11 protein-coding genes are annotated in these 12759 nt (G+C 45.2%); 10 read left to right on the forward strand and 1 reads right to left on the reverse strand.

All coding sequences use genetic code 11. The annotated features are described in order from the left end of the window. Positions 1–275 precede the first annotated feature (275 nt). Positions 276–1856 (reverse strand): photosystem II high light acclimation radical SAM protein, encoded by a 1581-nt coding sequence (locus QUA43_RS04470; protein ID WP_333371392.1) that lies wholly within the window; start codon positions 1854–1856, stop codon positions 276–278. Positions 1857–2231: 375 nt separating this feature from the next. Here QUA43_RS04470 and QUA43_RS04475 point away from each other — a divergent pair, with 375 nt between their 5' ends. The 10 genes from QUA43_RS04475 (at position 2232) to QUA43_RS04520 (ending at position 12711) form a co-directional block, all read left to right on the forward strand. Then, positions 2232–2621 carry a DUF1830 domain-containing protein gene (locus QUA43_RS04475; protein ID WP_333371394.1) on the forward strand — a complete coding sequence of 130 codons (390 nt, stop codon included), beginning with the start codon at positions 2232–2234 and terminating at the stop codon, positions 2619–2621. A 237-nt stretch (positions 2622–2858) separates the two neighbouring features. Then, on the forward strand, positions 2859–3449 hold the full coding sequence (locus QUA43_RS04480; protein ID WP_333371396.1) for a hypothetical protein: 591 nt from the start codon (positions 2859–2861) through the stop codon (positions 3447–3449). A 745-nt stretch (positions 3450–4194) separates the two neighbouring features. Further along, on the forward strand, positions 4195–5376 hold the full coding sequence (locus tag QUA43_RS04485) for a BMP family ABC transporter substrate-binding protein (RefSeq protein ID WP_333371398.1): 1182 nt from the start codon (positions 4195–4197) through the stop codon (positions 5374–5376). Positions 5377–5567: 191 nt separating this feature from the next. Then, a complete protein-coding gene (locus QUA43_RS04490) occupies positions 5568–6677 on the forward strand; it encodes an ABC transporter permease (RefSeq protein ID WP_333371400.1) in 1110 nt (369 codons plus the stop codon). Positions 6678–6718: 41 nt separating this feature from the next. After that, the gene (locus QUA43_RS04495) at positions 6719–7645 is read left to right on the forward strand and encodes an ABC transporter permease (protein WP_333371402.1); all 927 of its coding nucleotides are present in this window, start codon (positions 6719–6721) and stop codon (positions 7643–7645) included. Positions 7646–7674: 29 nt separating this feature from the next. Then, positions 7675–8364, forward strand: a complete 690-nt coding sequence (gene biuH, locus QUA43_RS04500) for a biuret amidohydrolase (protein ID WP_333371404.1) — start codon at positions 7675–7677, stop codon at positions 8362–8364. 244 nt (positions 8365–8608) lie between these two features. Continuing rightward, entirely contained in the window at positions 8609–10198 is a 1590-nt protein-coding gene (locus QUA43_RS04505) for an ABC transporter ATP-binding protein (RefSeq protein WP_333371406.1), read from the forward strand. 17 nt (positions 10199–10215) lie between these two features. Then, positions 10216–10611 (forward strand): cupin domain-containing protein, encoded by a 396-nt coding sequence (locus QUA43_RS04510; protein ID WP_333371408.1) that lies wholly within the window; start codon positions 10216–10218, stop codon positions 10609–10611. Between the two features lie 101 nt (positions 10612–10712). Next, complete coding sequence (locus tag QUA43_RS04515; RefSeq protein WP_333371410.1) at positions 10713–12062, forward strand: transposase; 1350 nt, start codon at positions 10713–10715, stop codon at positions 12060–12062. Beyond that, positions 12034–12711: a cysteine hydrolase gene (locus QUA43_RS04520; RefSeq protein ID WP_333371412.1), complete on the forward strand. Its 678-nt coding sequence runs from the start codon at positions 12034–12036 to the stop codon at positions 12709–12711. The genes QUA43_RS04515 and QUA43_RS04520 overlap by 29 nt, the downstream gene beginning before the upstream one ends. Positions 12712–12759: the final 48 nt, after the last annotated feature.

The following is a 12759-nucleotide window of genomic DNA, read 5'->3' on the forward strand; positions in this document are numbered from 1 at the left end:
GCCGGATGCGGGGAAACCAGCACGTCCGGATCTAACTGAGAGGTGCGAAGGATAATACCTTCCATCGACTCAACCAACCGCAGAGAACGCAGAGAACGCAGAGTCAGAGAACAGAGAGATGAATACAGGACGATGAAGGGCGGATTTGATATTACACGGTAATGTTTATTTGCACTTACCTATTTATTGAATAATAAAAAGGGAAACAGAAAACACATTTTTTCTTCCATTTCCCCTTTTTTCAAGGACGGTCGTCCTGACTGCGAACCTGGTAATTAATTAACGGCTGCCAACTGTTTGTCTTTGATTTCCACAGGCGCGGTTAATGCCTCTTCCAAATCCGCACACCCGAGTTTTTCCTCCAAAATAGCCATCACTTCACGGCCGAAATCATTGGAATTACGCTGCCAAGCTTCTAAACAAATTTGCCCGAAAAACGAACCCAAAGGTTCGGGATTCCACAGCAACTTGCGCGCTGTCCAAGGCATCAAACTCATGGGATCGTAACCAGGTTGCAGAATATCCTTTTTAAAGGCGTATTCTTCCAAAATTGTGTGCGGCTGCAACCCGATAAAGAAAATCGCGGGTTCTACTTTGTCGGCTCCAAAAATCCGCTCTAATTCTCGGTGATAAGCAATAGTTTGCCGGATGGTTTCAAAGGTTTCATCAATGACGTTAAATGAGTAATTAACGGAAACCACATCGTTGTAACCGGCCGCTTTTAAATCGCGGCAATTCTCTAAAACTACTCGCAAGTTATAGCCCATCCGCATTTTGCGAACCAGTTCCTGGGAACCGCTGGTGATGCCGATTTCAAAGTAATTCATCCCCGTTTTTACCATCAAATCGCACAATTCGGGTGTGAGATTGTCCGCACGGATGTAAGCGGCCCAGTGTATGTCAGTCATGCCGGCGGCGATGATTTTTTGCAATAATTCGATCGCATCGTCGATGAATTTGCGTGCCGGGATAAATTGAGCGTCGGTAAACCAGAAATTGCGGATACCTCGATCGTACAATTGCCGAATCTCAGCCACCACCTCATCCGCCGGATTGATCCGCACTTGCTTGCCTTCAATCACCGTATAAATGCAGTAACAGCAATTATGAGGACAGCCGCGCTTGGTTTGGACTCCCACGTAGAAGTCCATATCCTGTAGATAATAGGAAAATTCCGGCCAAATGGTTTCGATGTAGTTATAATCGCAAGCACTTTTCTCAATGTTGGCTGGCTTTTCGTGAATTAGCTTCGCGCGTGGCACAGTTTCTCCCACCACATAACACCTTTCCTCGGCCAAATCTTCGCCCTTAATCAACTTCTCCAGCAAAGCTTCGCCTTCCCCCACCGAAACCACAGTTCCCGTGGGCAAACTGCGGCCCAACTGCTCGTAAAAGACGCTCACAGCACCGCCACCGACCACTGCACGGGCTTCCGGGCGGTATTTCCGGGCCCGCTTCAATCCGCGCTTAACCAGCCCCAAATTGCGCCAGAGTTCGGTGTAGTAAGACGCGGCTAAACGCAGTCCTCCGAGTGCTCCCCGGAATTTGATCAGCGGATTTTTGGCGTAGTAAAACTCGAAGGCATTTTGCAACGGGTTGCCGCCCCTGCCGCCCACGGGCGCGTAAATTTGAATGTCGCGCCAAGAGAAAACTAGCAGAGTCGGCTTAAACTCGTCTATGCTGGCATCTAACGCTTTAGCGAAATCCAGGGGGGGTACGGCACCTAAATCGAAAATGCGCTGTTCGACATCGGGAAACAGCTTGTGTACGTGATCCGAAAGATAGACAACTCCGATCGGGAAAATAGGATTGCAAGGGAGGCGAACGTACAGGACTCGGTTTTCTCGGTTTTCCATGATTGCCATATCCTAAAGTGGAACTTTTTCAGCTATGTTAATATTCTTTTAATATAACTTTACAATCTATCTAATTTTCGCAATTTGACATTAAATATTCTTAAATTTTTCTATTTGGTTCAAGGCCGAGCTTGTTGGTGTCGATCGGCGACAGCAGCAGAAAAAAGCTAATTTTTAAGTCAATACAGGGTATTTTGACAGAAAATCCCAGCGGGGAGTTAAAAACCAGATATTTATCTGGTTAAATTTAAATTTAGGTACGATCGGTCTCTAATGTGTTAGGGAGTTGGTAGTCGGCTTTACAGTAGGCTGGGATCGCGTAGTGTTAGCCTGAGAAGATAACTAAAACTTTTAGGCAAGGCTCCCTCAGCAGTTATGGCTCAAATTCTTGACCCCCTACCCTCAGACATTGACAGCAAGATTCTGTGCTGCTACGTCAACGCCACCAGTCAGATTCAGATTGCTCGCATCGCCAACATTCCTAACTGGTACTTTGAACGAGTGGTTTTTCCCGGACAGCGCTTAGTGTTTGAAGCGATGCCCGCAGCAGCATTGGAAATTCACACCGGGATGATGGCCAGTGCAATTTTGTCGGATAAAATTCCTTGCGATCGCTTGCAGATTAACGAAGGCCCCTATTCAAACCTCAATCCTAGCAGATCCCCAGAGGCAGTTGAGGGCGATCGAGCAGTAATGGCTGGCCGCCCCAAATCCCGAGAAATCTCAGAACCTTTCACTGTACCGGCACTAACCGCCGTTGATTAATCGAAGTTGTGAGTTTTGAGTTATAAATTGTCAGTTAATTGATAACTCCGCGCTCAAAATTCCAACTTCAGCAAAGTGGTAAAAACTCAACACTTAAGAATCAAAGTTTGTGAAATGAATTTTAGATCAAAACTCACAACTGGAAATATTGTCCGGTTTTTCCTATTTCCCTGAGTTTGGTTGGCGGGCCCGACAACTGTGCAAAAATATCCTTAAACAGCTTCTCGAATGTCAGCCATGTCAGCACAACCGATCGCATTTTCCCCATCTTCTGCCCCAGTATTTGAGCCGGCGGTATTCCAACTTTCTCCCCTGATTAGAATCACGCTGTTGAGCTTGTACACAGCCCTGACAATTCCATTGCCGTTTTTGTCGGAAGTAACGAAAGCACCGGTTCCCCCCGCGGCACTCTGGGCGGCAATTGTTGTCGGGGCTGTGGGCCTGTACGGCGTGCTCAGTGAAAGGGTAATTTTGAGCGAGGAAGGGATTGAAGTCACATATCCCAACTGGTTTCCGCGTTTTTTTCGCAAGGGTTGGTCGCTACCTTGGACTGAGGTAAAAGCTCTCAAACCTCGATCGACCGGTCAAGGAGGTTTAGTTTACTATTTTTTGAGTCATTCGGGTGAAGGTTATTTGTTGCCAATGCGGGTGGCTGGATTTGGTAAATTAGTCGGTTTGGTGGAAGCAAAAACAGGTATTGATACTAGAGATGTCCGCCCTTTGTCGCAGCCTTGGATGTATCTTATTTTGCTGGGATGTACGCTGCTTCTGCTGTTGGTGGATGCGTGGACGATTGTAAATGCGATCGGGCTCAAAGGCAATCTGTAATATTATGTCCGGTACAAGTCACATCTTGGAGCATTCTCAAGAACAGGCAAGATGCCTGTTCCACAAGAAAATTCAGTCTTTGTGGAACAGGCATCTTGCCTGTTCATAAAAAGCTTATTGAGAATGGTGCAACATCTCCGGTACAATAACCGTTATAGAGTTGGTAGGGAAGACTTCAGTCCTCATAAAACTTGCTCGGATTATTGACTTTCATTAGAAATCAATAACAATTTTTCTGATTTTATAATATCGATTTCTATTGTTTTTGATTCAGCCTCGACTTATTTTTAAGTTGCGTCCAAGACTAAAAAGCTAGTTGCGTGTCCGAACTCAAAAATTATTTTTTGTTTCTGGTGAACATTATTGTTGGATTTTGTTTCTAGCGAACTTTTTGGGAGACAATTTGGCGAATATTATTAAGTTTTTATAAAAAAACTTACCACTAAAAGTAATTGGGATAAGATAAACATCATTAATTTTTAGGGGATTAGACTTTCCTAAAAGAACCTTTCCAGCAAAAACTAATTTTATATTAGAATTAGTTTTGGTTTACCATGTATCTTTTTCATTAAATTCACGATGTGATGTGAATGTAAATAGTTATTAACGCATTTAATCTCATTGTTGAATAGATCGACTAAAAGCTAGCAAATTTAGCGTGAATATATTTAGCAATCCTAGCAAGTATAAGCGTTAAAGCTTAGCTATGGATTCCTCTTAAAGACTTTTAGTGAGAACATAGAGAATGAGTACCAAAAAGTCATTGTTTATACCTCGGCGTCAAGTAATTCGTGGGATTTTATCTACTACAGCGTTTGCAGTCACATCGCGCCTTTGGACTGGATGTACTCCGGCTAAAGAGGTTCAAGCAAACTCGGCTGGAAAAGATAAGCCAATTGTGATGGGATTTATTTATGTTGGCCCAAAAGATGACTACGGCTACAATCAAGCCCAAGCAGAAGGGAACGCTGGGGTTTCAAAATTAGCCTGGGTAAAAACCGTAGAGGAAGCAAATGTTCCTGAAACTACATCGGTACAAGAAACCATGAGGAACATGATCGAACAGGATGGGGCAACAGTTCTGTTCCCTACGTCCTTCGGGTACTTTGACCCGCATATTCTGAAACTGGCAAAGGATTACCCGGAAGTACAATTCTTCCACTGCGGTGGGCTTTATCAGGAAGGTAAACATCCAAATAACGTTGGCAGCTATTTTGGCTACATTGATGAGGGTGAGTACGTAGCAGGCATTGTTGCCGCCCACGCTTCCAAAACCGGAAAATTAGGATTTATTGCTGCTAAACCCATACCGCAAGTATTACGCAATATCAATAGCTTTACATTAGGGGCACGTAGCATTAAGCCAGAAGTTACAACTCAGGTGATTTTTACAGGAGATTGGTCTTTGCCTGTTAAAGAAGCTGATGCTGCTAATAGTATGGCTGACCAGGGTGTTGATGTAATTACCTGTCACGTAGATAGCCCCAAAGTAGTGATGGAAACGGCTGAAAAACGAGGCATTTTCTGTACTGGCTACCATGCGAGTCAAGCCCAACTTGCGCCCAAAGGATATTTAACAGGTGCCGAGTGGGACTGGACGAATGTCTATTCTAAGTATGCTGAAATGCTGAATGCTGGCAAGACGCTAATGAACGGAGGCATTCCCCATTTAGTACGCGGTGGTTTGAAGGATGGTTTTTTGAAGCTGTCGCCCTACGGTAGCGCCGTAACGGCCGAAGCGAAAAAGGATGCTGATGCTGCTAAGAGTAAGTTTCAAGATGGCAGCATGGTCATTTATAAGGGGGAAATAAAAGATAACACCGGGAAAGTTGTGATTGCTGAAGGCAAGGATTACAAGCAGCAAGACGCAGAACTAGAAAAGATGAATTGGCTGGCATCAGGCGTCATCGGCAAAGTTTCGAGTTAATTAGCTGGTGTGCATTCAAAATTGTATAGCGGACAACTTAAACGCTGATTAGCTTAGTAGGGGCGAGCAGGTTTGCCCCTACATACCCCTTCCTTTCCCTAAGAAAGTATTTCACGCCCTCGGCAACTGCTATACAAGCAAGTTTTTAATTCAACACTCATCAATTTCTTAGTAATTCATCTTTTATTCTGATGATGATTAACCGTCAAAACTGGCGTACAACTTTGGAAGCGGTTTGTATCCCGATCGCCGCCATCCTCTTCTCATTGGTATTGTTTGGAATTTTTTGTGCGGCAGCGGGAGCTAATCCCTTTGCTGTCTATGCCTCAATCTACAAAGCAGCGTTTGGCAGTTGGCATTCATTCCAAAACACCCTGATCAGGGCTGCACCGTTGATGTTGAGTTCCTTGTGCACGGCTTTGCCTGCCCGTTTGGGGTTAATGATTATCGGTAACGAAGGCGCTTTAGTAGTTGGGGGTCTGGGGGCTGTAGCCGCTGGACTGGCTTTATCTTCTGCACCGCCGACGTTAGTCCAAATTGCAATGGCGCTGGCAGGAATTGTCTGTGGAGGTGTGTGGATTGGTGCAGTGGGAGCTTTGCGCTATTACCGGGCAGTGAATGAGACAATTAGCAGCTTGTTGTTGAACTATATTGCGATCGCCCTGCTGAATCATTTAGTCGGCGGTGTGATGCGCGACCCCAGCAGTGTCAATAAAATTTCTAGTTACCCGATTCCTGATGTGAATATGTTGGGAAATATTCCAGGAACCCGCGTTCACTACGGTCTAATTTATGGGTTGGTGGCTTGTGCGATCGCCTACTTCCTGATCCAGCGCACTACCTTTGGCTTTGCAGCTCGAACGGCTGGAGGTAACATCCGCGCTGCTCGAATTGCCGGACTTCCTGTCGGCAAGTTGACAATGGCAATCTGTTTCTTAGCTGGCTCTTGTGCGGGTTTGGCAGGCATGGTGGAAGTGGCAGCCGTGCACGGTCGAGCTAACGAATCACTTAATGCTAACTATGGCTACAGCGGTATCTTAGTTGCATTCATTGCTCGACACAACCCTCTTGCTGCGACTATTGTGGCAATTCTGCTTGGTGGCATTCTTGCTAGTGGTGGCATCTTGCAACGGGCACATGGACTGCCCGATGCAACGGTTTTAGTGTTCCAAGGGTTGGTCTTTTTGGTAGTTCTGTATAGCGAATCGCTCTACGGACGTTTGCCATTTTTCAAAGAACGGTCAATCGATCGCCCTCAGCAGCCACCTTCTAGCGAGCAGCCATCAGTAGCCACTGTCTGAGCAATACGTTAAGCCAAAATCTCAAATCGGAGGAATCCACAATGGCAGCAGAAGTATTAGGTTGGTGGGGAGTACCGTTGGGTATCTTGGCAGGAACTTTGCGCGGTAGCGCTCCGTTTCTGTTCGTCAGTTTGGGCGAATGCCTAACTGAAAAAAGCGGCAAAATTAATTTGGGGTTAGAAGGGACACTGTTAACGGGTGCGATGAGTGCCTATGCTATTTCTTATCAGACTGGATCGCCTTGGTTAGGTGTTTTAGCCGCTGGTCTAGCTGGCATGGTACTAGGTTTTATCCACGCTTGGCTGTGCGTACAACCAAAAGTAAATGACATTGCCGTAGGCATCGCCATGATTATTTTTGGTAGCGGCATTGCTTTCTTTTTTGGCAAACCTTTTATTCAACCAAGTGCCCCCCAGTTGCCTAGTTTCCCTCTGGGTGCTTGGAGTCATCTGCCTCCGGTGCAATCAGCGCTACAAATTTGTCCCCTATTTTTGTTAGGTGTAGCGATCGCTCCTCTAATGCAGTGGTTCTTTAAATCAACTCGCTGGGGGTTATTCATTCGTGCAGTTGGGGATAGTCCCGATGCTGCCAAAGCAATGGGAATCTCCATTAATAAAGTTCGTATGCTCTGCATTATCGCGGGTAGTTTCTTAGCTGGAATTGGTGGTGCTTATTTATCCCTTTACTATCCCGGTAGTTGGACAGAACGCATCTCTAGCGGTCAAGGACTCATGGCGGTAGCGCTGGTAATTTTCGCCCGTTGGAATCCAGTTCAGTGCTTATACGCCTCGTTGCTATTTGGGGGAGCACAGGCGATCGGCCCCGCTTTGCAATCAGTAGGGGTCGATTCCTATTACTACTTATTCAATGCTTCGCCCTACATCCTGACGCTGGCGATCATGATTATTACTTGTTCGCCGAAACGAACTTTGACAGGCGCGCCTGGATCTTTAGGAACTAGTACGTAAAACAGGAATTTATCGCAAGGAAGATAAACATGGGACGTTTTGTAGAAGCTGAACCATATCCTTATCCTTACAATGGCGATTTGCGCCCAGAAAATACGGTGCTGCTGATAATTGATATGCAAATTGATTTCTGCGGCATTGGTGGATATGTTGATAAGATGGGCTACGACTTGTCACTGACTCGCGCTCCTATTGAGCCAATCAAGCAAGTCTTAGAAGTCGCACGGGCGAAGCACTTCCATATCATGCACACCCGCGAAGGACACCGCCCCGACTTAGCAGATTTACCAGAAAACAAGCAGTGGCGATCGCGCCAAATTAACGCCGGAATTGGCGATCCCGGCCCCTGCGGCAGAATTTTAGTTCGAGGTGAAGCAGGGTGGGAAATCATTCCAGAACTCGCGCCTTTGCCGGGAGAAGCGGTGATTGACAAGCCGGGAAAAGGCTCATTCTATGCCACGGATTTAGATCTGCTACTGAAACGCAAAGGCATTCAAAATATTGTTTTGGCGGGCATTACAACCGATGTCTGCGTCCATACCACAATGCGAGATGCAAACGATCGCGGTTATGAATGTTTGCTTTTATCTGACTGTACAGGCGCAACAGATTATGGCAACCATCTGGCGGCACTTAAGATGATCCAGATGCAGGGAGGAGTGTTTGGAACGGTTGCTGATTCACAAGCATTTATCAAAGCTTTAAAGGATGAGTTTTGAGGAAAAAGTTAAGTTATATTGTGTTGCGTTGCATCGGTTGTGTAAGAGTGATTTAAAAATTTATCTGTAGGAATCAGGGGTTAAAATTTAACCGACGATAAAAACAGATAAACGCAGATAAGAAGGCAGATATTACTACATGAGATTAATAATTTAAAGATTGAAATGAGCCAGGCTCTCTAACTAAAAATTTAAATCTCATAAGTAGCCGATAAGTTGGAAACTTTACAAGGGAGACAAAAACATGACGGAAGTAACTGATTCTATAGATCGAAAATCCGCACTGGAAATTCAAAACTCAAAATTCCAAATTCAAAACTTTATTCAACCACCAGAACTAGAGGTGGTTAACATGACTAAGCGGTTTGGCACGATGACTGCACTTGATAACTTCTCGATGACGCTAAAACCAGGGACGTTTCATGCTTTGCTGGGCGAGAACGGAGCCGGCAAAAGTACCCTTGTTAAATGTGTGATGGGTTTCTATACTCCTACTTCAGGTCAAGTTTTGATTGATAAGCAGGAAACTACGATCGCAAGTCCTCGCGATGCTCATAAGTACGGCATTGGCATGGTTTACCAGCACTTCACCTCTGTGCCTGCGATGACTGTAGCGGAAAATCTGGTTTTGTCCCGCTTTGATAGCCCCAATTTGATTAACTGGAAAGCCGAGTACGATCGGTTGAAGGCTTTTATGAAAACTGCTCCTTTCCGAGTTCCTCTAGATACCCCGGTCTTTCAATTAGCTGCTGGGGAAAAACAAAAGCTAGAAATTCTTAAACAGATATATCTTCAGAGTCGGATCTTGATTTTGGACGAACCTACTTCGGTGCTGACTCCGCAGGAAGCCGATGAGGTTTTAGGTTTACTGCGCGCAGAAGTTACTGCCGGAAGATTAAGCGTATTAATTATTAGCCACAAATTCCGAGAAGTGATGGCGTTTTGCGATAGCATCACGGTGCTGCGTAAAGGAAAGTTTGCAGGTCAGGGTTTGGTGAAGGATCTGACTGTCTCGGATATGTCTGAAATGATGATGGGTGAAAGGCGTGAGCCGAAACAAGTTGAAAAGACAGCCCCCCCAACAACTACTCCTGTCCTTCAAGTCCAAAATCTTCATGCCAATAAAGACAACGGTCTGGAGGTATTGACCGGAGTAAATCTCACAGTTCACAGTGGCGAAATTGTTGGGATTGCAGGTATCTCTGGCAATGGTCAGCGGGAACTGGTGGAGGTGTTGGCTGGTCAGCGTTCTGCTACAGGTGGAGATGTGCTGGTCAATGGCGAAGTTTATACAGCAACACGAGCCGAGATGTTTAAACATCAGGTCTTCGCACTACCAGAAGAACCGCTTCATAATGCTTGTGTGCCACACATGAGTGTGGCAGAAAATTTAGCCCTGCGGACGTTTGACCGCCCTCCTCAAGCTAAAGCAAGTATCTTACTCATCCTGAAAGAAATTAGGCAGGCGGCTAAGAGCTTAATTAATACTTTCAAAATTAAAACGCCTTCGCCAGATACCCCTATAGGCAATCTGTCGGGGGGAAATGTACAGCGCACAGTGCTAGCGCGGGAACTCTCCGCCGAACATATTAAGTTACTAATTGCCGCGAATCCTTGCTTTGGTCTTGATTTTTCTGCTGTGGAGTACATTCACGGTCAGATTATTGAGGCTCGCAACCGAGGAGTAGCTGTGTTGCTGGTGAGCGAAGATTTAGATGAACTGCTGAAATTGTCCGATCGGGTTTTGGTAATTAGTGGCGGGAATTTTACTTATGAAAGTGCGATCGCAGATGCAGATTTTGTTCAGATAGGTAAGAGTATGGCAGGACATTAATCAATTTTGGAATATCTATGACTGAACTACTGAACGAAGCTTTGCTCCTTAAGGATTTACCTAATATCGCGACGTGGCAGAATGAGTTGGCTTGGCAACCATTTCGTGATGGAGTGGAAATCTACCGACTTTATGGTGACAACACAAGTGGATCGGCTGCTGCTCTACTGCGGTATGAGCCGGGAGCGAGTGTCCCAAGGCACACGCATACTGGTTTTGAACATATTTACGTCCTAACTGGATCGCAAACTGACCAGAATGGCGAACACCAAGCCGGAACCTTTGTCATTAACCCCCCTAACAGTAACCACAGTGTTGTCAGCCAAGCTGGCTGCATAGTCCTAGTAATTTGGGAAAAACCTATAGAGAATATGCTAAGAACCCCGGTCTTTCAGACCGGGGATGAAAGCTAGTGGCAGCTTTTAAGCTGCAAGTCAAAGCCACAAACATTTTTAGCTCTTTTTTGACACCTCCTACAAAAAACAGTAGAATTTTGTAGGAGGTGATTTATCGCGTGTTAACTCTAACTTACGAGTACAAGCTAGCGCCCACGCATGAGCAAGTACAGAAGATGGAACACACAATAAAAGTGTGTCGAAAAGTATGGAATTTTGCCTTGCGCGAACGCAAAGATTGGCTCAATTCTCGAAAGTGTCCAGTTAATGCTTGTTCAATCACATCAGAATACATTATTCGGTCAGATACTCCCTACCCCAACTACTTTGAGCAGGCCAAGTCTTTGACCCTGGCGAAAAAACAGTATCCCGAACTTGCGACTGTCAACGCTCAAGTTCTGCAACAGGTTTTGAGAAAGCTTGAAACAGCATTTGTTGACATGAAGCGTAAAGGGATGGGTTTCCCTAGATTTAAGAACAGATATAGACTGCGGTCGTTTGTTTATCCTCAATTGGGAAAAGGTCAATTAGTAAAAGGCAATCAAATCAAGTTGCCTCAGTTGGGATGGATAAAGTATGTCAAATCACGGGAGATTCCTGATGGGTTTGTTGTGAAACAGGCTCGAATAGTCAGCAAAGCAACAGGTTACTTCATGATGCTTGCGCTGGAATGTGATGTTAATGTACCATTACCTGTGCCTTCTGGTCATCCAGTAGGGATAGATTTGGGACTAGACCAATTCTTAGCAACATCGGATGGTAAATTAGTTGCTAGACCCAAGTTTTTCCAAACCAAGCACCGCCAGCTTAAATTGCTGCAACGCAGGTTGAAAAACAAAAAGAAAGGGTCGAACAACCGCCACAAACTAAATAAAAAAATAGCTTCGCTACATCAAAACATTACAGACACTAGAAAAGATTGGCAATTCAAACTGGCTAATCATCTGTGCGACCAAGCTGGAATGATATTTGTTGAAGATATCGATTTCAGGGTTTGGGCGAAAGGGATGTTTTCAAAGCACACGCTTGATGCTGGATTTGGTCAATTTATATCGATCTTGCAATGGGTATGCTGGAAACGTGGCGTGTATTTTGAAAAGGTGAATAAAGATTTCACTTCGCAAGTATGCCCACAGTGCGATACTCACACCGGCAGAAAAGAACTTGAAGAACGAGTTCATCATTGCCGTGAGTGTGGATACACAACCCATAGAGATGTAGCAGCAGCTCAAGTGATCCGTAATCGCGGATTGTCCGAGGAGGGACGCTTCTTGGACATTAAAGAAAATGCCTGTGGAGATGGTCTGACGGGGACTGGCAACAGTCTAGTTAAGAATCGACGAGACAGGAAGAAAGGTTGCGAAGCACGGATGAAAGCCTGCCTCGTAACGTCTTTTGAGAATCCCCGCGCATTCTGGCCGGGAAGTACGTCAAATCGCTATGGTCTTAATATCTGCCCAACCTTATGATTATGAACTGCCAGTCTCTGGCGGTGTGGCTTTGGTTATCATCGATATGCAGCGAGATTTTTTGGAGCTTGGGGGATTTGGTGAAGCTTTAGGCAATGATGTTAGCCAACTACAGGCGATCGTACCAACGGTAAAGCTGTTGTTAGAGGCATTTCGCGATCGCCATCTCCCTATTGTTCACACTATTGAAGGCCATCAACCTGACCTTTCTGATTGTCCTCCATCTAAGCAAAAGCGGGGTCAAAGTAAACTGAAAATTGGCGATCGAGGCCCAATGGGACGAATTTTAATTTTGGGTGAACCTGGCAATTCAATTATCCCAGAATTGACACCTAGGCCGGATGAAATAGTAATTAATAAACCAGGCAAGGGCGCTTTTTATCACACTAATTTGGAATTAATACTTCGTGAAAAAGCGATTACTCACCTAATTTTTACTGGAGTCACGACTGAGGTTTGCGTTCAAACAACTATGCGTGAGGCTAACGATCGGGGGTTTGAAGGTTTACTCGTTGAGGATGCTACAGCCAGCTACTTTCCAGAATTTAAACAGAGCGCGATCGATATGATTCGCGCCCAAGGCGGTATTATTGGTTGGACTGCGAAGACTGAAGTAGTAATACAAGCTTTGGAAAAATCGCAGCCTTAAATTTAAAAACTGTCGGCTATCCCGAATGTTTGGGGTAAAAAGCAGTGA

This window comes from Microcoleus sp. N9_B4, from assembly GCF_036701635.1.
Lineage (GTDB): Bacteria > Cyanobacteriota > Cyanobacteriia > Cyanobacteriales > Microcoleaceae > Microcoleus.

Bases quoted from the DNA above. Each gene is read 5' to 3' on its own strand.
- QUA43_RS04470 (WP_333371392.1), bottom strand. From the start codon at position 1,856: ATGGAAAACCGAGAAAACCGAGTCCTGTACGTTCGCCTCCCTTGCAAT.
- QUA43_RS04475 (WP_333371394.1), top strand. From the start codon at position 2,232: ATGGCTCAAATTCTTGACCCCCTACCCTCAGACATTGACAGCAAGATT.
- QUA43_RS04480 (WP_333371396.1), top strand. From the start codon at position 2,859: ATGTCAGCACAACCGATCGCATTTTCCCCATCTTCTGCCCCAGTATTT.
- QUA43_RS04485 (WP_333371398.1), top strand. From the start codon at position 4,195: ATGAGTACCAAAAAGTCATTGTTTATACCTCGGCGTCAAGTAATTCGT.
- QUA43_RS04490 (WP_333371400.1), top strand. From the start codon at position 5,568: ATGATGATTAACCGTCAAAACTGGCGTACAACTTTGGAAGCGGTTTGT.
- QUA43_RS04495 (WP_333371402.1), top strand. From the start codon at position 6,719: ATGGCAGCAGAAGTATTAGGTTGGTGGGGAGTACCGTTGGGTATCTTG.
- biuH (WP_333371404.1), top strand. From the start codon at position 7,675: ATGGGACGTTTTGTAGAAGCTGAACCATATCCTTATCCTTACAATGGC.
- QUA43_RS04505 (WP_333371406.1), top strand. From the start codon at position 8,609: ATGACGGAAGTAACTGATTCTATAGATCGAAAATCCGCACTGGAAATT.
- QUA43_RS04510 (WP_333371408.1), top strand. From the start codon at position 10,216: ATGACTGAACTACTGAACGAAGCTTTGCTCCTTAAGGATTTACCTAAT.
- QUA43_RS04520 (WP_333371412.1), top strand. From the start codon at position 12,034: ATGGTCTTAATATCTGCCCAACCTTATGATTATGAACTGCCAGTCTCT.